The organism is Rhizobium sp. 05N430 (assembly GCF_056396985.1).
Genome location: NZ_JBFTMO010000025.1, coordinates 24,892 through 45,151, shown reverse-complemented (window position 1 = coordinate 45,151; position 20,260 = coordinate 24,892). Strand labels below are relative to the sequence as shown.

20 protein-coding genes and 2 pseudogenes are annotated in these 20,260 nt (G+C 56.3%); 13 read left to right on the top strand and 9 right to left on the bottom strand.

Annotation, left to right across the window (positions count from 1 at the left end):
• Positions 1–203: 203 nt before the first annotated feature.
• From AC1DJO_RS28390 to AC1DJO_RS28375, 4 genes are all read left to right on the top strand, one after another.
• Positions 204–779: a sigma-70 family RNA polymerase sigma factor gene (locus AC1DJO_RS28390; RefSeq protein WP_112445662.1), complete on the top strand. Its 576-nt coding sequence runs from the start codon at positions 204–206 to the stop codon at positions 777–779.
• Positions 776–1,429, top strand: coding sequence for a ChrR family anti-sigma-E factor (locus AC1DJO_RS28385; protein ID WP_112445434.1), 654 nt, complete (start codon positions 776–778; stop codon positions 1,427–1,429). The genes AC1DJO_RS28390 and AC1DJO_RS28385 overlap by 4 nt, the downstream gene beginning before the upstream one ends.
• 152 nt (positions 1,430–1,581) lie before the next feature.
• Positions 1,582–2,139 carry a fasciclin domain-containing protein gene (locus AC1DJO_RS28380; RefSeq protein ID WP_405049597.1) on the top strand — a complete coding sequence of 186 codons (558 nt, stop codon included), beginning with the start codon at positions 1,582–1,584 and terminating at the stop codon, positions 2,137–2,139.
• Between the two features lie 301 nt (positions 2,140–2,440).
• Positions 2,441–2,968: an ACP S-malonyltransferase gene (locus AC1DJO_RS28375; RefSeq protein ID WP_477973968.1), complete on the top strand. Its 528-nt coding sequence runs from the start codon at positions 2,441–2,443 to the stop codon at positions 2,966–2,968.
• A gap of 373 nt (positions 2,969–3,341) precedes the next feature.
• Here AC1DJO_RS28375 and AC1DJO_RS28370 read toward each other — a convergent pair whose 3' ends face one another.
• The 3 genes from AC1DJO_RS28370 to trpB form a co-directional block, all read right to left on the bottom strand.
• The gene (locus AC1DJO_RS28370; protein WP_112445432.1) at positions 3,342–4,328 is read right to left on the bottom strand and encodes an NAD(P)-binding protein; all 987 of its coding nucleotides are present in this window, start codon (positions 4,326–4,328) and stop codon (positions 3,342–3,344) included.
• Positions 4,329–4,440: 112 nt separating this feature from the next.
• On the bottom strand, positions 4,441–4,812 hold the full coding sequence (locus AC1DJO_RS28365; RefSeq protein WP_112445430.1) for a response regulator: 372 nt from the start codon (positions 4,810–4,812) through the stop codon (positions 4,441–4,443).
• A gap of 248 nt (positions 4,813–5,060) precedes the next feature.
• On the bottom strand, positions 5,061–6,305 hold the full coding sequence (gene trpB / locus AC1DJO_RS28360; RefSeq protein ID WP_112445428.1) for a tryptophan synthase subunit beta: 1,245 nt from the start codon (positions 6,303–6,305) through the stop codon (positions 5,061–5,063).
• A 153-nt stretch (positions 6,306–6,458) separates the two neighbouring features.
• Between trpB and AC1DJO_RS28355 the strand changes: the two genes are divergently transcribed.
• Positions 6,459–6,812: a response regulator gene (locus tag AC1DJO_RS28355; RefSeq protein WP_112445426.1), complete on the top strand. Its 354-nt coding sequence runs from the start codon at positions 6,459–6,461 to the stop codon at positions 6,810–6,812.
• A gap of 102 nt (positions 6,813–6,914) precedes the next feature.
• Positions 6,915–7,949, top strand: coding sequence for a sensor histidine kinase (locus AC1DJO_RS28350; protein WP_112445660.1), 1,035 nt, complete (start codon positions 6,915–6,917; stop codon positions 7,947–7,949).
• Between the two features lie 405 nt (positions 7,950–8,354).
• On the opposite strand, the pseudogene AC1DJO_RS28345 reads toward AC1DJO_RS28350, so the two are convergent.
• Together AC1DJO_RS28345 and AC1DJO_RS28340 are read right to left on the bottom strand one after the other, a co-directional pair.
• A pseudogene (locus AC1DJO_RS28345) lies at positions 8,355–8,528 on the bottom strand (helix-turn-helix domain-containing protein); the annotation flags it as partial.
• 5 nt (positions 8,529–8,533) lie between these two features.
• On the bottom strand, positions 8,534–8,935 hold the full coding sequence (locus tag AC1DJO_RS28340; protein ID WP_477973967.1) for a hypothetical protein: 402 nt from the start codon (positions 8,933–8,935) through the stop codon (positions 8,534–8,536).
• On the opposite strand from AC1DJO_RS28340, the gene AC1DJO_RS28335 reads away from it, so the two are divergent.
• Positions 8,905–9,525: a hypothetical protein gene (locus AC1DJO_RS28335; RefSeq protein ID WP_477973966.1), complete on the top strand. Its 621-nt coding sequence runs from the start codon at positions 8,905–8,907 to the stop codon at positions 9,523–9,525. The genes AC1DJO_RS28340 and AC1DJO_RS28335 overlap by 31 nt on opposite strands.
• Positions 9,526–10,287: 762 nt before the next feature.
• On the opposite strand, the gene AC1DJO_RS28330 is transcribed toward AC1DJO_RS28335, so the two are convergent.
• The 3 genes and pseudogenes from AC1DJO_RS28330 to AC1DJO_RS28320 form a co-directional block, all read right to left on the bottom strand.
• Positions 10,288–10,566 carry a hypothetical protein gene (locus AC1DJO_RS28330; RefSeq protein WP_112445424.1) on the bottom strand — a complete coding sequence of 93 codons (279 nt, stop codon included), beginning with the start codon at positions 10,564–10,566 and terminating at the stop codon, positions 10,288–10,290.
• Between the two features lie 13 nt (positions 10,567–10,579).
• The gene (locus AC1DJO_RS28325) at positions 10,580–10,786 is read right to left on the bottom strand and encodes a BON domain-containing protein (protein ID WP_310295179.1); all 207 of its coding nucleotides are present in this window, start codon (positions 10,784–10,786) and stop codon (positions 10,580–10,582) included.
• A gap of 681 nt (positions 10,787–11,467) precedes the next feature.
• Positions 11,468–11,590: pseudogene (locus tag AC1DJO_RS28320) on the bottom strand (carboxymuconolactone decarboxylase family protein); the annotation flags it as partial.
• A 329-nt stretch (positions 11,591–11,919) separates the two neighbouring features.
• On the opposite strand from AC1DJO_RS28320, the gene AC1DJO_RS28315 reads away from it, so the two are divergent.
• From AC1DJO_RS28315 to AC1DJO_RS28295, 5 genes are all read left to right on the top strand, one after another.
• Positions 11,920–12,696, top strand: a complete 777-nt coding sequence (locus AC1DJO_RS28315; RefSeq protein ID WP_112445420.1) for an SDR family oxidoreductase — start codon at positions 11,920–11,922, stop codon at positions 12,694–12,696.
• A gap of 4 nt (positions 12,697–12,700) precedes the next feature.
• Positions 12,701–14,503, top strand: a complete 1,803-nt coding sequence (treZ, locus tag AC1DJO_RS28310; protein ID WP_112445418.1) for a malto-oligosyltrehalose trehalohydrolase — start codon at positions 12,701–12,703, stop codon at positions 14,501–14,503.
• Positions 14,504–14,613: 110 nt separating this feature from the next.
• Complete coding sequence (malQ, locus tag AC1DJO_RS28305) at positions 14,614–16,383, top strand: 4-alpha-glucanotransferase (protein ID WP_477973965.1); 1,770 nt, start codon at positions 14,614–14,616, stop codon at positions 16,381–16,383.
• Positions 16,384–16,548: 165 nt separating this feature from the next.
• On the top strand, positions 16,549–16,779 hold the full coding sequence (locus AC1DJO_RS28300) for a DUF2934 domain-containing protein (protein ID WP_112445414.1): 231 nt from the start codon (positions 16,549–16,551) through the stop codon (positions 16,777–16,779).
• A 702-nt stretch (positions 16,780–17,481) separates the two neighbouring features.
• Positions 17,482–17,682, top strand: a complete 201-nt coding sequence (locus AC1DJO_RS28295; protein WP_112445410.1) for a hypothetical protein — start codon at positions 17,482–17,484, stop codon at positions 17,680–17,682.
• A 554-nt stretch (positions 17,683–18,236) separates the two neighbouring features.
• Here AC1DJO_RS28295 and AC1DJO_RS28290 read toward each other — a convergent pair.
• Positions 18,237–18,455: a hypothetical protein gene (locus AC1DJO_RS28290; RefSeq protein WP_112445408.1), complete on the bottom strand. Its 219-nt coding sequence runs from the start codon at positions 18,453–18,455 to the stop codon at positions 18,237–18,239.
• On the opposite strand from AC1DJO_RS28290, the gene AC1DJO_RS28285 reads away from it, so the two are divergent.
• A complete protein-coding gene (locus AC1DJO_RS28285; protein WP_112445406.1) occupies positions 18,454–19,491 on the top strand; it encodes a FecR family protein in 1,038 nt (345 codons plus the stop codon). The two genes, AC1DJO_RS28290 and AC1DJO_RS28285, sit on opposite strands and share 2 nt — an antisense overlap.
• Positions 19,492–20,260: the final 769 nt, after the last annotated feature.

The following is a 20,260-nucleotide window of genomic DNA, read 5'->3' as shown; positions in this document are numbered from 1 at the left end:
GACGTAGGCCGGCAGGCGCTATCGAAGGCCAAGCAAAGACTTGGAGGCGAATTTTTAGAGTTCATTTTTTTGATCCAGCAGCAAGCTGATGCGTAGGTTACGCCATGAATATGCAGATGCCGCTTCAAATCGGAGTACTTCGAACCACATGCGCTGACGCGAAAGTGTGGTCGTCTTCAGACGGAGCGCGAAAGGTCGGGAAATTGGAGGAAGAGACCGTTAGCTTAGATGCCGAGCGGATTAAAGCGCTGATGTCCGCTGTGGCAGAGTCACGCGATATCGTGGCGTTCGAACTCCTTTACAGGCACTTCTATCCGCGCGTACGCTCTTACATGGTCAAGATGACGAGAGGAAACCGGATACTCGCAGAGGAGCTGGCGCAGGAAACGATGATGCGCGTCTGGCACAAGGCGGCGCTTTTCGATCCGTCCAAGGCCCAGGCGTCAACGTGGATATTCACGATCGCCAGAAATCAGATGATCGACTCTGTTCGAAGAGCGATAAAGCCTGAATTCGATCCAAACGATCCGGCATTCGTCCCGGATGAGTTTGAGGCCGCCGACTCGCTAATCGAGCGTCAGCAAAGTGCTGCAGCGCTGCGCGGCGCGATGACGACATTGAAGGGCAGATATGCGGAAGTGCTGCGCATGTCGTTTTTCGAGGGGCTCACCCATTCGACGATCGCGGAAAAACTAAACCTCCCAATTGGAACGGTGAAATCAAGGATTAGGCTTGCATGCGAGAAACTGCGCGTAGCGCTTCAGGACGAGGCCAAATGATCGAACATCATCTGGATGATGACATGCTCCAGCAATATGCGGCCGGAACCCTGGCTGAAGGCTGGAGCGTTGCTGTGGCGACTCATCTTGCCTTATGCCCGGCATGCCGCTCAAAGCTTTCAATGCTGGAAAGCGTTGGCGGTTATTTTATTGACAGCGAACCTGCTGATGAAGCCGCGGTGTCACAAAGCTGGGAGAGTCTCAAAGCTAAGATCGATGCGGGTCAGATCGACAAGGTTGTGCCCATTAAGAAAGGCTCGTCGTCTGATCACACGTACCCGCAGCCGCTGAGGACCTATATCGACGCAGCCGGAGGCCTGAAATGGCGCCAGCTCGGTCGAGGCGCTGCCCAAATGATGATACCGACCAGCGACGAAACAACGACAGTGAGACTGCTCAAGATTCCGGCCGGTCAGCCGGTCCCGGAGCATTCTCACCGAGGCGTTGAATTAACGCTTGTGCTTGACGGCAGTTTTAGCGACGAGGTTTCGCGATTTGCGCGAGGCGATGTAGAGATGGCCGACGACAGCTTGACGCATCAGCCGAAAGCTGATGCTGGCAGAGACTGTATATGTCTTGCAGTGACCGAGGCGCCCCTACGCTTCAAGAGCAGGTTTTTGCGGTTGATACAGCCAATCCTCGGGATTTGACTTCAGTATTCATCGGCCGAGTAACCGCAGACCTTCCCACTACCTGCCGTTCAGATCATGCTGCACTATATTTGTCTGATTTTTGAACCGGAGCGGCGGTCATTCGTAGAACCTCTACCGAGCCAAGAGGCCGGCATTGAGAGGAGATGATCATGAAGAAATTTCTGGTAGTTTCGGCAGTCGCGTTGGCCAGTATGATGACAGGCAGCCTGGCTGCATATGCCGCCAACCCTAAGGTTGGCGGAGCGGCGATGTTCGAGGACAAGAACATCGTTGAAAACGCTGTGAATTCGAAGGATCACACGACGCTCGTCGCTGCCGTCAAGGCTGCGGGCCTGGTGTCGACGCTTGAAGGGAAGGGGCCATTTACCGTGTTTGCTCCGACCAACGAAGCCTTTGATGCCCTTCCCAAAGGGACCGTCGAGACCCTACTCAAGCCAGAGAACAAGGACAAGCTCGTCAAAATTCTGACTTGCCACGTGGTCGCCGCTGATGCCATGGCCAGCACCGTCGCCAAGATGATCAAGGATGATGGCGGCGAACATGACATCAAGACCGTCGGCGGCTGCGTTTTGAAGGCCAAGGAAAACATGGGCAAGATCACGCTCACCGACGAGGCGGGAGGAACTGCTACCGTGACGATCGCTGACGTCAAGCAGTCGAACGGCGTGATCCACGTCGTTGATAAGGTACTTCTTCCGAAGATGTGAGTTCGAGCGCCGGGCCGAATTATCGGCCCGGCATTTTCTCGGTCTGAATAGATCTTCTCTTTTTTAGGTATCGGGCGCGTTCGAACGCTAACCGGCGGCAACGCCAGTGCGGAGTGGCCGGACCTAGAAGACGCCAATTAGCATCATTCCCCGGAAACATTGTCTGTCATCTCCGTCGCGGCGAACGAGCCCAAGCGCCGTTTAGTCGCTGGATACAGCGTCCGTGAAGTTGCTGCCTGGGCGCTGGCGGGGCTCATCAGCGGGACACAGGCGCTCCGGCTCGTCGCGGCGCGCGGAGGCGATGAAACTAGCAAGTCGCGGTCGCGAAGGATTGACGTTTGTCCGGGGAATGAAGCGGGAGGCAGTCGCAAGATTATGCCGCGCGCAGGAAACTGCAATTGCGATCGCCAATCCCGGCAATGGATTCGTCGTAGGGGGCACAGTCGCCGTCCTCCAAACTTTAGAAGAAGAGGCAGTTCGCAGCGGCGCCGAGCGTATTGTCCGTCTTAAAGTCCATGTTGCCTCACATACGCCAAGACTCGCAAACGCATCTGCCGCGTTTGCATCTTCTCTAGCAAAAGCAGCCATCTGCCCTGAGGTTCCGAGCGGGATTCTTCTCTTCAGTGGTATCGACGGCGCCTCGGTGCTTGATCTCACGTCAGCTCAGATTAAGCTCGCTGATCAAATCTCGCATACAGTTGAATGGGCCAGGTGTCTGGAGAGTTGCAGGGAGGCTGGCGCAAGTGCATTTCTGGAACTCTGCCCCGGACACGCTTTGAGCGCTATGGCGGCCGAAGTCGATCCACAAGTGCTGTGCGGAAGACTTTAAAGCCCTCTCTGGACTACGGGATTTGGTCGGCAGTCAGTCTCAACCATAGGCGTCGACCTTAGGCTGAGGTTAACAACTGGCTTTCATTTTGCGATCGTCGGCTTAGCATCCCACCAGCTCGATCTGACGTTGAAGAACCGGAAAAAAGCGGTTCCAGCCGCTCGATCTCAACTCGGAAACATCGGGTAAATCAAACCCAACGCTTTTCCTGGCAGTTTCACGCAACTTGCCCGACCGGGGATCTTCACTCTAACTACAGTCGAGCCGATTCTGCCGCTCTGACCAGAGACAATGGCTTCCTATCTTCGTTGCGGCAAACTGAAAGTGAAGTCCGACACGCGGGCAGTCATGCCATCCGGATCGGCCATGTCTGTCAGAGCCGTTCTCCGATCGCTTTGGAAAGCCTAGTTGCACTTAGAAATGCTGCTTCGACTCTGTTGCCAATCGTCCAATCCCCGCATGCAGCAAGACCGTTTTCAAGGTCCATAAGAACGTCACTTTCACTGACTGTCTGTACATTGGCGAACTTCCAGCGATGGACGTTAGCCGAGAGAACACCTTCGGGAACGCCGGGCAGCAGTCTAGCCAGGCTATCGAGCATGGCCGTACGAACGACTTCCAAGTCGTCATCGACGTGTCGATCGGCCCATTGGTTTTGCGAGTGAACGACAATCGTCGGCAAAGGCGAGCGTTGCGGGCGTGACGTGCAGTCGGCGACCCATGCGATCACCTCGTCGTCATAGCGCACCGCACAGTGGCGTCCCAAGGCACGCGATTGAAGGATGAGCATCAGTGTAAAGCAAGCATTCATCTTTGTGCTCGCTGCGGCTCGAAAGCCGCTGTAGTTCGCAGGCATCAAGGCCATCGCCTGGGGAGCAGGACAGGCGGCGACAACCCAGTCGAAGGGACCAGCTCGCTCGTAACCAGTGGCGAGTCTCCAGTTACACGGGCTCCCTTCGATAGCATCAATCGTCACGCCTAGCCGGATGTCCAATCCATGTGCCATCCACTTAGGAAGCGCCGTCATGGATGGTACGCCGACAAATCTTGGGGCACGATCGCTCTCGTCGATGATTGATGCGGAGCCCATCGATGAGGAGCCGATGGTTCCTGACCACGTTTCGACGAAGCCGAGTTCGAGTGCCGGCTCTAACATAGCGTGGAACAAGGGGTCGCGGACGGTAAAATACTGGGCGCCGTGATCGAACGTGATTTCGCCGGCACGCCGGGTTGCCATTCTGCCTCCGACACCTTGGCTCTTTTCAAAGATCGTAATGTCAGCAATGCCATGCAGCGATCGTGCGAAGGTCAGTCCTGCAATCCCGGCCCCTATAACTGCAATTTTCTTTCGATCGGACATCACATTTCCTTTGTATTGACCTTACGTAGAATGGTGCTTGTCAGATCGCGAGGGAGCGACTGCTGGCAAGGTGGCCGCGAACCTCCCATCGACCGAAACCTCGTGTTGAAGCTCATACACTTATTTTTTCCGACCGCCCGCGAGATAACATTCGTTGCAGCGTTCGACGGTGCATGTTGAGGAGACGGGCAGTCGCCGAGACGTTGTTTCCGGTTTCCGCAAACACGCTGGTCACGTGCTCCCAGCGAACGAGCTCGGCAGATTTGATGGCATCCCCTGAAGACAACTTTAATGCGTTTGCCACACCGAGAACGTCAAGGATTTCGTCCGCGTCGGCGGGTTTGCTCAAAAATTCAGTTGCACCAAGTTTGACTGCGGTCACGGCCGACTGAACGTTTCCATAACCAGTCAAGACCAGAGTTTTGGTCTCAGGAGAAATATCGCGCACTTCCGCTACGATATCGAGACCACTCCGATCGCCGATCCGTTATAACGATATCGAAACGACGAAGTCCAAGCGCGTCGATCGCATCGCTGACCGTATTATAGATCCCCGTGTCGAATCCACGGTCCTGAAGCGCTTTGCCAAGTCGCCGCGCGAACACGCAGTCGTCATCAACAAGGAGAGCCAGGCACCTGGCATCTGAATCTGCTGCTGCGCCAGTCGCCATCGAACCGAACCCTATCATGACGTGCTCCTTGCTGAGCTTGTGGGCTGCTGTCCCTGGACAATTATCGGTGACTGGTCGCCCCACTGGCCTTTGCTTGAGCGTCGTTATCGCCATCAATCAAACTGGAGACCGTTAAGATGTCCTTGTCGCCGCGGCCGCAGAGATTGAGGATGACGATTGCTTCCGCCGGCATCTCGGGGGCAATCTTGATCAACTCCGCCAATGCATGAGACGGCTCCAGAGCAGGGATGATCCCCTCTTCGGTAGCGAGATACTGGAAGGCATCGAGCGCTTCCTGGTCGGTGGCTGACCTGTACGAAACCCTGCCTTGCTCCTTCAACCACGCGTGCTCCGGCCCAACTCCGGGATAGTCGAGACCCGCCGAAATCGAGTGGCCTTCTTGAATCTGACCATCTAGATCCTGGAGAAGGTAGGTGCGATTGCCATGCAGGATGCCTGGCGTCCCCTTTGAAAGCGAAGCGCAGTGCTCATCCGTATCGACGCCTCGGCCCCCGGCCTCGACGCCGATCATCTCAACGTCACGATCACCGAGAAATGCATGAAACAGGCCAATTGCATTCGAGCCGCCGCCGACTGCCGCAATCAGGAGGTTTGGAAGGCGCCCTTCATATTCGAGGATCTGCTTGCGTGCTTCGGTGCCAATAATCGATTGTAGTGTTCTGACCATTTCCGGATACGGATGTGGCCCGGCGACGGTGCCAATCAGATAATAGGTGTCGTCGATGTTGGACACCCAATCACGAAGTGCTTCGTTCATGGCGTCCTTGAGAGTTCCGTTCCCAGACGTGACAGGTCTTACCTCTGCGCCCAGAAGCTTCATTCTGAAAACGTTCGGCGCCTGTCGCTCGATATCCTTGGCGCCCATGTAGATGATGCACTGGAGGCCAAAGCGCGCTGCGACTGTCGCAGTTGCGACCCCATGCTGGCCGGCGCCTGTTTCGGCAATGATACGGCGCTTGCCCATCCTCTGGGCGATTAGTATCTGGCCGACACAGTTATTGATTTTGTGAGATCCTGTATGATTTAGTTCATCTCGCTTGAGATAGATGCGTGCGCTTCCCAGAGCGGCTGTCAGACGCTCGGCAAAATAAAGCGGGCTTGGGCGTCCGACATAGTGTCCCGAGAGGTACTCAAATCGTTCCCAGAACGATGGATCAGCTTTCGCCTCCTGCCATCGAGCGCCGAGATCGAGCAAAAGCGGCATCAGGGTTTCTGCGACAAAGCTCCCGCCGAATTGACCAAAAAATCCATCAATATCGGGCATCGCAGAATTCATGTCTTGCATCGCGTTTTCCTCGTTTATCCGTTGTACGCGAGCGTTTCGGTTTGGATGTTCTTTTTTAAAATAAGCAGATCGACCGTCCGGTAGGCGCTCGAAACATAATGTGGAACATTCCACCCGTCCGCGTGTTGACCAGCGCTTCTACGGGGGATTGGGATGCTCAAGGTACTGGTAGTAGAAGACGAAGTCCTTATCCGGCTGACGGTCATCGACGTGCTGGAAGAGGCCGGTTTTGAGGTAGTTGAGGCTGGCTCGGCTGATGAAGCGATGGAGCTCCTTGAAGATCACAGCATAAATCTGCTTTTCACCGATGTGCAAATGCCTGGAAAGCTTTCGGGTGTGGATCTAGCCAAAGCGGTTGCGGTACGTTTTCCTGACGCAGGCATCGTCGTCGTATCAGGGAGACTAACGCCTGAAGATATCGATTTGCCGCACGGAGCAGAGTTTTTCTCTAAGCCCTACGATTTCACGAGGATCGTCGCCAGTTTGAACCGTCTTTCGAAAATCTAAGCTTTAGAGTGTCGCGCGTCCCGGAGACGGATCGTCAATAGATTTGACTTCTGGCTCTTATCGGTGATGGATAGCGCGGAATGCGGCCTCAAGGATCGAGCCATGAAGATCGAAATCGGGACTGACAAGATCTCGTCTAGGGAGCGGTTCCTCGAAGCGATCGTCCAAAGCGCAATTGACTACGCTATAATATCGCTGGATTTGGACGGCCTTGTCACAAGCTGGAACGAGGGCGCGCACCTTATCCTGGGCTGGACAGCCGAAGAAATGGTTGGCAGGCCCGCCACTGCCTTTTTTGTCCAAGAAGATAGGGAAAAAGGCGTGCCTCAGCGGGAGATGACCGCGGCTCTGAGCGTCGGAAGAGGGAGCGACGAACGCTGGCATCTCAGAAAAGATGGCACGACGTTTTGGGCTTCGGGTGAGATGATGGTCCTTCGTGCGGACGATGACACAGTGATTGGTTTTATTAAGATTCTTCGCGACAGGACGCATGAGCGCGACCAAGCTGACCGGCAGCGCCTTCTGATGCACGAACTCGGCCACCGGATGAAGAACACTCTTTCGGTTGTCCAATCGATCGCGACGCAATCCCTTCGCAATGCAACGTCAGTCGAAGATGCCTCCGTGAAGCTTCAGTCACGAATATCCGCTTACTCGAAAGCTCACGACCTGTTGCTACAGAAGAACTGGGTAAGCGCGACCCTCGGCAATATCGTCGAAGCAGCTAAAATAAGCATTGGCCTGCAAGGAAGTGAACGGATTAAAGTCGAAGGTCCTGAACTCGAACTGGGGCCTCAGGCGGCCCTTTCGTTTTCGCTGGTCCTGCATGAGCTTTTAACGAACGCCATGAAGTATGGCGCGCTGTCCAATAACGCTGGCCACATACATGTCTCCTGGCGGATCGAGGACATCGACGGCGAAGATTGTCTATCTATCGACTGGCGCGAGCGGGATGGTCCGACAGTTGCAGACCCCACGCGCGTAGGCTTCGGATCGCGGCTCATCGTCTCCAGCCTCAGCGCGTACGGCAACGCGGATGTCGCATACAACCCCGGAGGAGTCGTGCTAACAGCTAAAATGTCACTTTCGAAAATTCAGTTTCGTGGTGACCTGGCGCAGATCGATAGCGAAAAGTGACGACGAAATGGCCCGCTGACACAGAGCAATCAGTGTCGCCACACGTCGGTTCAAAACGATAACCATCTCTGCGGCTTCATTCACGCGAAGATAGTCAATGACGGATGGTTTTTTGACATACAATCGATAGAGTGGATCACAAACGCCCATCGACAAAGACAAAGGCGACGATGGGTTGCTCGAAGAGAATGGCCCGTTGCAATGATGATGCCGAAAATGCGCTGAGAGGCCAGCATGTAAATTACGCCTTTATCCGAGCGTACACTCAGCATAGCAGAAAGGCTCGGGCTCGGGAGATCGGTCTATGACTGCGGATCAACTTCGCAGCGAAGACACGAAGCCATCCCTGCACTTCGATGGCGTTATCTCGAACCTGCTTTCGAAGGCTGAGTAGAAGCGGGAGAGGGAGCCGAATGCGTTTTCAAAAGCCACAGAAGCGATCGGTCGTTCGGATGAGATCAAGAGAGACTGCACGGTGTCGAGCCGATGTCCGGTGAGGGCCTGATGCATTGTCATGCCAACAGCCTTCTTGAAAACCGTCATCGCGTAATTCGGATGTAGTCCTGCAGCGGCACCCACAGCTTCTATGTTGATAGGGCCGAGTGCGTGCTCAGCGATGTTCTGAGCATGACTTCGACCTTCGGCAGCCTGTCGGCATCTAGCTCGCGAGACGAAACAAGAGCGGAACCCTGTTCGCGCAGATCTCGCCAGCCATCTCGTCCGATACGCCGGATGCGTGTTACAAGCTCTTCCCTCACGATCTGCTCGACTTCCTGATCGCATGAGAGCAGTTCCTCGCACCCGCGCAGGGACAGCTCTCTGTCGAAGCTTCTGACGTTGATGGCTTCGATCAGCGCCCCCCGGAAGACGTCGTCTCTAGACGGGGCCGATGCCGTGCAGATTTTTGCGGTGGTAAAGGAATAACGCTCAGAGGATTTGTCAGAATCAGGGGATATTGAGCCTATCTGCTGGGCAGTGGTTTGCATTTATCAAACGCGCTCCGCGGCGCACCATTGTTGTCGATGCGGAAAACCTGAGCGCCCCCGCAAGTGCGAGTGACAGCTTCTTCTCCCGTCTAAGCCAGTCTGTAGCGGTAGAGGGGTTTCACTGCTCAGTTCTATTTTGCTTGCCGCCACAATTGCTGGCCACCAGAGACGGCGGCCTCGCATTTGAAACGCTCGTTGTTTTCGAACGCCGGCAGCGATCCGAGCAGAACTTTACGTCGCTCCAGTTTTTTCCCCACTTTCGTCGCCAGGTGAAAGGACGTCCGCAGGCTATACAAATTTTTGTCGGCAAGTCGGATTTCTTGACCATCTTCGGCACGTCGAAACACTCCTTGGTGCATTTTTCGGAGGAATCAAACCCGCTGTCGATCATTGAGCTTTTTCAAAAACGCTATAGCGGTGCTGCGGAGACGGGGCGATTACTTCTGACCAAGTCGAACGGTAACCTCTCAGCAAGGCCGCGTGGACGCGAGGCCGCCGGTCCTTGCACTGTGATGGCCCTATTGCTCGGCCTGTTTAACTTCTTTCAGCACATTCTGACACCTCCTTTGCCAAGCGGGATGTTCAGATAATTGCAACGCTCAGATTTTCAACGCCGTCTGCCCTCATCAATGGCGGCGTCCATTACCGATTATGACGCTCCATTAAACGCTCCTCTGATCGTGCGGTTCTTCAAACGAAAGGAGCCGGAGAGTGACTTACTCCCGGCTCCTTGAGGCGAACCTGAGATTCAGTTAGCGGCAGACCTTCGTCGTCCGCGAAACTCGCTCACCATCCCGATAGGTTACAACTCGTTTCGTGAAGCAACCCGGGTGGCGACGATAATCTTCACGTACCAGCCGTGCTCTCCGATCATTGTCCCAGCCACGGTGGTGGCCCCTTTCCCAGCCGCGATGCGGGCGAGGACCGTCATCAGTACGAATGACCACGGTGTCCGCATAAGAAGCTGCTGGGACGGCAATGATGGACGAAAAAGCGACAGCGACAGCAAGAATAATTTTCTTCATGGGGCCTTACCTCAAGTGATTAGACCGCGATTAAATGGTTGCCAGGGTTTTCCGTTCCACGAAAAATCTAAACTCGGACTTAAGTCTGAGGAGGCGTCAGACTAATCGCCACCCTTGCTGCACAAACCCTGACAGCTCCACATCAGGGTCGGGATTCTCAGATCCCGCAAATCAGTTTAGCGTCCCCGTCAAAAAAACGGCGAGGGCCTGTCTGCTCCTTCCATTCCAGAGGGCGAAGCTTTTTCGTTTCAGGTGATAAAAGATGGCCCGCTGAAACGCAGGGCAAATACAGATGTTTCGGCGACAAGGCAACTTGGTGAAACGCCGTTAGTCATGTTTCAGGCCGGAAGGCGGAATGGGAAACGGGTCGCCCGCGAGCTTGTCCTGCATCTCGTTGTCGGTAGCCAAATTCTGACGATCCCGAAGAAACGCAGCGATATCGCCACCGCAGGCTTCAGTCAGCTCCTCGGCCGTATAGCCGGCCTCTTCAGCTTCGGCACGCAGGAGCTCGGCGTGCTGTTCGAATGCTGACGCATCTTCCTCGAAGCCGATTTCCGACCCCATATTGTCGAGCTTGTGTTCAAGCCAATCGCTGATCGTTTTCATAACCTGCCTCCAATTATTGGGCGCTGTACCGATAGAGCATCCGGTCCTGAACCCTGCCAGCTCCGGCTACAGCCGTGGCAATGCGAACGGCGATGTCCCGATGCTCCCGCGCGGAAAGGTATCCCTCAAGAATTACGATCGGGCCGAGTATTCTGACCACGATACCGCTGCGGTCGAGCGTCGGGTCGGCGGCCCATGCCGCATCGATCGCGGCACGCATGGACGACGAGTTAGTCCCGGCTGCGCAGCACTCGTCGTATGCCGACCCGTACGAAGATCTAAAAACCATGATGAAATCCTCCCGCTCACAAACGTGGAACTTCGTCGAAGGTTGCGTGTACAGGAACGTACAGTTTTGCCCACCGTCCTGATGCCTGAGTATTGCGAGTGGTGTTGGACCCAGAAGCATGCGTAATTGTCGTCATGAAAAACGATGATGAGGTTTGGCCGTATCACCCCGACACTCGTCATTGAACGGGAAGAGATGCCGCGGGTAAGGATCTTCAATTTAATAGTCGATCACGTGCCCAACGACAGGAAAGCTGGCGAGGCTATCGCGATGATCAGCGTTACGGGGTCTGGCAGCTACAAAGGTGAGGGTTGGTCGATCTAGTTTGCCATTCGCGGGCAAACTATCCACTAAATGCTGAGCTTACCGTTCCTCGCTATCGATCGGCAAGATCGCGAGATAGCACCCGGCTGAGACAAGCATCAGAATTGCGAAAATTGCGGATAGCGTGATCATTGGCATTCCTCCTGCCCACACGGTGCAGTGATTTGCCGTCAGGAGCAACCTTAAAGAAAGCGCCGCGCACTGGCTAGCTCCGAACGAAAGGCGATGGGCTTTCGGTGTGCGTCATAAGGTGATGAAGCGGACCCCTGTAGTGCTGAATTACGCTGCTTAGGCCTTTGCCGCTACCGGAAGTCGGAACGGTGCACCGAGGCGATTAAAGGCGTTCATGGCGGCGATCGTAATCGTCAGATCGACGAGGTCCTTCGGTTCGAAAGCGGCGGCAGCGGCAGCCCGCCTCGTAGCAGAAATGAACACGGTCAAACTTTGCGGCTATCCGCTGGATGATGCGGCGCATGCTGGCATCTGATGCATCAACCCCGCCGAAGTAGCGTACCGTGGTCGGCACGGCCGGCCGCGCACCCGGCTGTTTGGTGAAGAACTCGACGAAGTCGGTGACGAGGAACTGGCTTGTTCGACGCTAAGGCGTAGGCAGCGCGTTCTGAACAGCGCTTCTCAGAGACTTCCGAAGCACATTCTCGTCTTCAACCGTACGGGGAAAGGTGCCATGGAACCGCGACGAAGTTTCGTTGTTTATCCAATTCGGAAATGAGGAGATCGCAATGAGCGTAGCCGTCGCCCTGGTCACGGGAGCTGGATCTGGAATTGGTAAAGCTGCGGCACTGAAATTGGCCAGCGACGGTTTCGCGATCGGCGCGCTCGGGCGTACCGCGGACGAAATTGCTTCCACCGTAGCGGAGATAGACGCCGCTGGCGGCAAAGGTGTTTCGCTCTTGGCCGACATCGCCGACGAACGACAGATGGCAGACGCTGTCGGACAGCTTGTCAAGCGGTTCGGCCGACTTGACGTCGTCGTGGCCAACGCCGGTATCAACGGCGTCTGGGCGCCGATCGACGATCTGACGGTCGCCGAGTGGAACGCCACGATCTCCGTAAACCTAACCGGAACTTTTCTTACGATCCGCGCCAGCGTTCCCGAGCTGAAGCGATCGGGAGGCGGCTCCATCGTGGTTGTATCATCGATCAACGGCACCCGCACGTTTACGACTCCGGGCGCTACCGCCTATACGGCGACGAAAGCCGGGCAAGTTGCGATGGTCCAGCAGCTCGCCCTGGAGCTTGCTCGCCACCATATTCGTATCAACGCTGTCTGTCCCGGCGAAATCGAAACCAGCATCGACGCGAATACCCGTCTTCGAAAGGAAGACGAGACCGCTATCCCAGTCGTCTGGCCCGCAGGCCAGGTTCCGATCACGGGGGGTCGTCCCGGCCGCAGCGAAGACGTCGCTGACGTTATTGCATTTCTTGCGTCCGAACAGTCTCGCCACGTAACCGGGTCTCCAATCTGGGTGGACGGCGGCCAGGGGCTGCTCCGTTAGTCTCATGAGAAAGCAAGGTTTCACAGTGCGCGAATACAGCTTCGGTCCTATTATCTTCGAAGACGGCGTCGAGTTCCGCTTGTGGGCGCCGCTGAAGGACAGCGCCGTTCTCAAGTTGAAAGACGTTGACCCTATACCAATGAAGCGCGACGAGGAAGGCTGGCATCGATGCCGGACGAGCGCAGCCGCTCCCGGCAGTCTTTACAGTTTCGTGCTTCCGGAGGGCTCTGAAGTGCCCGATCCAGGTTCACGCCATCAGCCTGAAGACGTGCGTGGCCCAAGCGAAGTCGTCGATCTTACGCATTTCCAATGGAAAGCCGACAACTGGATCGGGCGCCCTTGGGAAGAGTCAGTCATCTACGAGCTGCATGTCGGCTCGTTCACGCCACAAGGGACTTTTCGCGCGGCAATGGACAAGCTTGACCATCTGGCCCGGCTCGGCATCACGGCTATCCAGATCATGCCGATCAGTGATTTTCCCGGTGCCTACAATTGGGGCTACGATGGCGTACTTCCTTATGCGCCTGACAGCAGCTACGGACGTCCCGAGGACTTCATGGCGCTGGTCGACGCCGCCCATGAGCGCGGGTTATCGATATTTCTGGACGTCGTGTACAATCACTTCGGGCCGGATGGTAACTATCTGCCGAACTATGCGCCGCTGTTTACCGACCGCCACAAGACGCCTTGGGGCGACGGGATCAACTACGATGGCAGCCAGTCTCGGCCCATTCGCGAATTTGTCATCCAGAATGCAGTCTACTGGATCAAGGAGTTCAGGCTTGACGGACTCCGCCTTGACGCCGTGCATGCAATCAACGACGACAGCGACGAGCATGTTCTCCTCGAACTGGCCAGGCATGTCCGCGACGCCGCGGGAAACCGGCATGTCCATCTCATCGTCGAGAATGAAGACAATGACAGCGACCTGCTGAAGCGAGATGAGGAGGGCAGAGCTGTCCGCTTTACAGCGCAATGGAACGACGACGTGCATCATGTCCTGCACGTCGCCGCAACCGACGAGACCTTCGGATATTATCAGGACTACGCGGACGACGCCAAAAAGATGGGCCGGGCGCTTGCCGAGGGCTTCGTGTTCCAAGGCGACCACATGCGCTATCGTGGGGAAACTCGCGGTAAGCCCACGGGTGACCTGCCACCTACCGCGTTCATATCGTTCATTCAAAACCACGATCAGATCGGTAACCGCGCGCATGGCGATCGGATGATTACATACCGACCGCTCGCCCCCCTGAAAGCGGTGACGTCGATCTATCTGCTGTCTCCTCAAATCCCTATGCTTTTCATGGGCGAAGAATGGGGAGCACGCGAAAATTTCCCCTATTTTTGCGATTTCAACGACGACCTGAACGAAAAGGTGAGGACGGGACGGCGCAAGGAACTTTCACGACTTCCGGGTTTCGACGCGGACGACCTTCTTGATCCCAGCGCTCGTACCACGTTTGAGGCGGCTAAGCTCGATTGGTCCAAACTGTCTGACACCGATGCGTCTGAAATGCTCCTTTTTTACCGATCTCTTCTCGCTCTGCGCCATGAGCGCATCGTGCCGATGATCGAGCACGTTGGAAGCGGAGCGGGAAAATTTTGTCAGGAGGATGCGGTGACGGCAGTCAAGTGGCGATCCCGCGATGGTGCGGAGCTCCACCTGCTTGCAAACCTATCCAACAAGCCGGCGAAGGTCTTAGCACCGCCTATTGGGGAAACGATCTATTCACTGGGAGATATCAGCGGCAACATTCTGGGAACGTGGGCCGTCGCCTTCAGCGTTTCGTCTGCCCGGAGATAAATGCTGTGAGTCGATCGTCCTCAAATAGCAGTCCAGTCCGCTCGCGTCTCGACCTACTAGCGGAAAGTCACGGTATCGCGTTGACGAGACCGAGCCCGGATAACGTGGACGTGCCGGTCACGGACGCCACGAAGCACCAGCTCCTTGAGGCACTCGGCGTGATGGTCGACGCTCTGGACAAACCTGCTGAACGGAAGTCGGCAAGACGGCACGGTAAGAAGGTCATTCCTCAGTCCTTTATACCGGAGTTTCTTGAAAAGCACCGCTTATGGGGGATCACCCTGCAGCTCTATGAACTCCGATCGAGGCGCAACTGGGGTATCGGCGACTTCGAGGACCTGATCGAAATGATTGGCCTCGCGGGGTCGCTTCGCGCCGATTTCATCGGTCTCAACCCGCTGCATGCACCGTTTCTGTCCGATCCAAACCGGTGCAGTCCGTACGAGCCTTCAAGCCGTCAGATGATTAATCCCCTATACATCGCGGTCGACAAGGTCGAAGGGTTCGAGGCGAACTCAGATCTTGAAGATCGGCTCCTAGAGCTGCGGTCGACCGATCTCGTCGATTATGTCGGAGTGGCCGAAACCAAGCTGTCCGCCCTGCGCACGCTTTGGGAGAAATGGCGGATTTCCTCCGATCGGCAGTCAAAGGCTTCCCGCGACTTCCAGGGCTTTGTCAAGGAGGGCGGTGAAAACCTACGACGGCACGCAATTTTCGAAACCCTGTCGGCACTAATGGTGGCGCGAGGCCTTGGCGCGGGCTGGACGTCCTGGCCTGAAGAGTTGCACCTTCCTGATGGCGTCGAGGTCGCGGCGCTCGTCGAGGAACATGCCGACACGATCGGTTTCCACATGTGGCTGCAATGGATCGCCGATCAGCAGCTATCGCATGCCGCCGAGGCCGCGCGTGAGGCCGGTCTGCGGGTCGGGCTCTATTTCGACCTTGCCGTCGGAGAAGCGGTCGATGGCTCGGCCACTTGGAGCGAACGTGACGCCTACATTTCCGCAGCAACGGTCGGGAGCCCGCCCGACCCGTTCGCGCCCAAGGGTCAGGACTGGCATCTTGCGGCGTTTCATCCGGCTAAAATTGCATCTGGGAGAAATCCGCCATACCTGCGAATGGTCGCATCTGCTATGCGTTATGCTGGCGCCATCAGAATCGATCATGCCGCGGCTTTGAAGCGGCTTTTCCTGGTTCCCGCCGACAAAGGTCCGGAGAAGGGTGCCTATGTCGACTATCCGCAGGAAAGGCTTCTCCAGATCCTAGCCGACGCGTCGACAAAATATCGTTGCCTGGTTATCGGAGAAGATCTGGGGATGCTTCCGGAAGGACTTCAGTATGATCTTTCCCGAGCGCATATACTGTCCTACCGCATTCTGTCTTACGAGCGCGAGAAAGATGGATTTAGGTCCCCTGGCTCATACCCGAGACTATCGCTTGCTTGCATCTCGACGCACGATCACCAGACCTTGGCTGGCTGGTGGCGAGATGCGGATATCAGGACAAGGGCGGAGCACGGCATCGTTCCACCCCACATGACGGAAGAACACCGCAAGGAACGGCGGCGTGAGCGAAAAGAGATGATGGTCGCTTTGAAAAACGCGCATACGGATCCCCCACTAAGGACACCCGCCGCGACAGTCAGCGAGGAAAAGCTGAGCAAGCTCATCGTGAGCGCGCATCGCTTCATTGCAAAAACGAGTTCTGTGCTGGCCGCCGTGAGGCTGGCAGATATGACGGGCGAAAAGCGTCCGACGAACATTCCTGGCACTAGGGACAGCTATCCGAACTGGAAGCCGAAGCTTTCGGTATCGATAGAGCGGCTAGAAGGACTCGTGCTCGTTCGGCATATCGCCGTTGCTATGCAGGAGGAACGCTGATGACGATCGCAGTCTGGAGTGAATGAACGCGCGGCCAAGACGATCGCACAATATCAATCGCAAGAGCGCGAGGCTCGCGGCTCGCGTAAGTTGTGGTTTGTCATCGAACGAGCGGAATCGGAGGGCTTCAATGCAAGTTTAACGTCAGTCACAGTAGGAGCGATAATGGATAAGGACCAGGAAAGACGCAAGCGCGCCTACAGGATTTGGGAAGATGAAGGCAGGCCTCACGGCAAGCACGATGATCACTGGCAGCGGTCGGAAGACCAACATGCCCAGGCCAAGCCGATGAGGACCGAGGCAAATAAGCACGCTTCCGAGGAGTTCAACGACAAACGCCGCGAAAAATCATCCGGCGCGCATGCTCGGCCACCGTCGATGGCCGCGTCGGATTAACGACAGCGTTGACACTAAGGAAGGGCCGGCATCTATCAGCCCTTCCGCGAGATATGTGCTGATCGCTAAGGTAGCCGGAACGAGAGTTGACGTTTTGCGATCCATATGAACCCATCGTCCCGCCGCCATCACCACCGCCCATTGATACGCCGCCTCAAGATCCCGAGCGCGTCCCGCAAGAAGAGCCGCGGCACCATCTCGAACCGGACGAACCCATCAATCTCATGATCGAGGCGTCGGCATCGCGCTGCTCGACATGCCCTTTTTTGTTACATTCAAAAATTGCATCTGTCGCCGTTACGTCGCAGGGTCTGAATTTTCCGATTGGAGGTACCTTCTTGCTGGGACCCGATGATGATGCCAACATTTGATGGACACGATCGTCTTCACCTTGGGCGTTATCTTGGAAAGTGACGGTGCCGCGAAACAGCGGATCGCCAATGCCTATTCCAAGGCGAGGACCGTGGCCGCAACCCTTCCCTGGGAAGGGGGATCAGCGCGCCCTTGCGTCGTGGCTTGCACAGAGCAGATTCAGGTCCATATGGAGGCGGAGAAGTCGAGGCGGCGGGATGGATGCTCTGCGCTGTTCAGGAGCGACTCAGCGAGAAGGATCTACCAGACTGGGAGTCGCTCAAGATCATTGGGGACAAAGATGCAGCACTTCTACCCTCACAGCAGCGCGACATTCACTAGGCATAGGTCATGATCAAAGAACAACTGGCCCAAGCAAAATTTGCACTCGCTCAGGAGGAGGTAGCCCTCTGTGAGCGCGTATTTGATCGTCTCTGCGCTTCCAAACAAATCGTGCTCGAAATGCGACAGAAGGAATTGTCAAACAAGATCATTTGGGCGTTTCGCCACGGGGTTAAGGATGAGGAAGACTTGACCAAACTGTTGACGTGACTGTCTTGATACGCCCTTGGTTTGAAACTCGACAGGCGTCTCCGACAAGCCTTGCCACATTAGGTTCGGATCGCTCGCCACTCCCGGCGTACCAGGGAACTCCGTGTGCATAGTTGCTTGATCCACCCCCTAGTCTGGAAATGGTTCGGTCACGCCTGCTTCACAAGACGCTTGGTACTCTTTGTGATGAGTTCTCCGGTAAGGGGCCTTGCTAGGGGCCGGCCTGGCGCGTCCGATTGTGGCAGGATTTTTGAGAAAACCAAACCTGCGTTGACGAATCGGGCGCCTTTACTTTAGCATTTTGGTTGTGATGGACCTGAGATACCCATCGCAGTAATGCTGGTGCGCATGGAAAACCTCGGGACCCAAGGGCAAATGGTAGTTCCGAGGTTTCTTCTTTAGATTTTTGCGGCAATGATAAGCGCGGCCGCCGCTTTCTCGATGGCCTGACCCTCATCGCCATCGTGGCAATGCCGGCGCCGCGCGCCGTTTGACCGCCGCCTACTCCTGCTCCTGGATGGGGCCGATGCCACCATTCCGCATGCGTCTCGTCTTCAGCCTTCGCCTTCCCCGCGGGTATTGCCGCGACGGAAGAGTGTGGAGGCCAGCATCCAGATCCCGATGATGCCCAGCAGCCGACTGCGGACCTCGTTTACGGCCTGTCCGGTAACGTACCAAAGGCCACCTTCCCCGAAATCACTCGATGATTTAAAATTATTCTTAAGTTTGGCCGTGATTAAGTCGCCCTCAATATCTGGGGGCATCGCATCCATGTCTGCATTCGTTCGTATCCTGCTTTTGTTCCTTTTCCTGGCACCCTTTGTCGCACACGCGTCCGGTGATGACTGGCAGGTTGCCAAGACCACCAGCCAGGTTAGGTACACTATTGACCGGAAACAGTGGACCAACCTACGTGTGGGCGATGTGGTGCCAAACAAAGCCTGGATCTCCACAGGCCCTCGTGGCCGCGTTCAGCTCGTGCGTGGTGTTGAAAGCATTGGGTTCCAGCCGAACACATTGGCTGCGATTACGACAAAGCCGAGCGGCTTCCTTTCGCCGCGAAAGACGGAGGTCTTCCAGCAGGTCGGGGAACTCGATCTTGAGATCGAAAAGCGGAGCCAGCCGCATACAACAGTTCAGACTCCCTATCTGGCCGCCGTTGTGAAGGGTACGATCTTCCACGTGACGGTCGGCAAGACTAAGGCATCGGTTGCCGTAGATCGCGGTCTTGTGCAGGTCACGTCTTTCGGAAGCGGTCAACAGGCCAACGTTGGGCCCCGACAGAGCGCGACTGTGGACCGGAAGAGCGGCATGGACGTCGCAGGAGCGGTGTCAAAGCCTTCCATAACGTCCGTCGCACCATCGGTTGAAGTCGTTCCGGCCCTGGGCGCCAAGAAGCTGTCCGGCGAACCCGACGCCGCGCCTGAAGACAGGGGCAAGTCAAAAAAAGGAGCTGACGACACCAGTGCCAACATTGCCAATAACGGCGAGGGGAAGGGCAGTTCCGGCAAAGGCGGCGACTCCGACGGCAATGGAGAGGGCGGCAAAGGTAGCGACAGCGGGAAGGGCGATGGTGGCAAGGGCAGCGGCGGCGGAATTGGGAATGGTGGCAGCAAGGGCAACGGCGGTGGAAACGGCAACGGCGGTGGCAACGGCGGCAAGGGTAGTAGCGATGGCGGGAAGGGTAATGGCGGCGGCAACGGGAATGGCGGTGGACATGGTAACGGTGGTGGCAGCGGAAATGGCGGTGGAAAGAGCAACAGCGGCAACGGGGGCAGCAAGAGTAACAGTGGAAAAGGCGGCAAGTAATCTGCGGATAATGTCTATCTATTTCCACTCGCGTTGTGCACCTGATGACTATAGCGCCCGAATGGGCTGTCTTTTCCAGCATTGATGCCGTTTGCCGCCCACCGGTACCGCGTGACCCGATCGCAGACGCGGGCACCCTCTCGAAAGCTTGCAAGTGGCATGGGATGCTGAACGACGTGGCCCGTAGAGGTTGACGGGGGGCTTGGCAGTCGGAAGACTTAATGCCGCGGCTGCACAAAGATGCTTGAGCGGAGGCGAATCTTTCGGGATCCGCCGGTCGCTCCCCGATTTTTCCAAGCGATCCGTCACCTGGGGCTCAAGGAGACCGGCACCATACGCGTCCCCCTGTACATATCGATATCGCCCTCAGCTCGAGGGAGCGAGGCGCCGCGGACGTGCCGGCTTCGTCTTTGTCGAACAAGGATCCGGGTCTGGTGCCGAGGACGAGGGCAATCTGAGCTGGCCGGCTTGAACCGATGCGGTTCGTGCCCTTCTCATACTTTTGGACATGCTGGAATGTCACGCCAATCCCTTCGGCCAAGGTCATTTGCGACATGCGCAGAAAGCTTGCGGCGGCTTCTTACCCGTGCCTACAGCGACGTCGATTTCCGATATCTTTGTACGCAACATTCCAGTCGGTGCTCTCTATCGCGATTTTTGACAACTGCATGATATCAGACCACAAGTCTACGAATTGACAGCGGTATCAGACGTTAGTCCGGGGTGGGTTTAATCTCTTCCGATATGTATTTTCAAGGCTGTCGGTGGC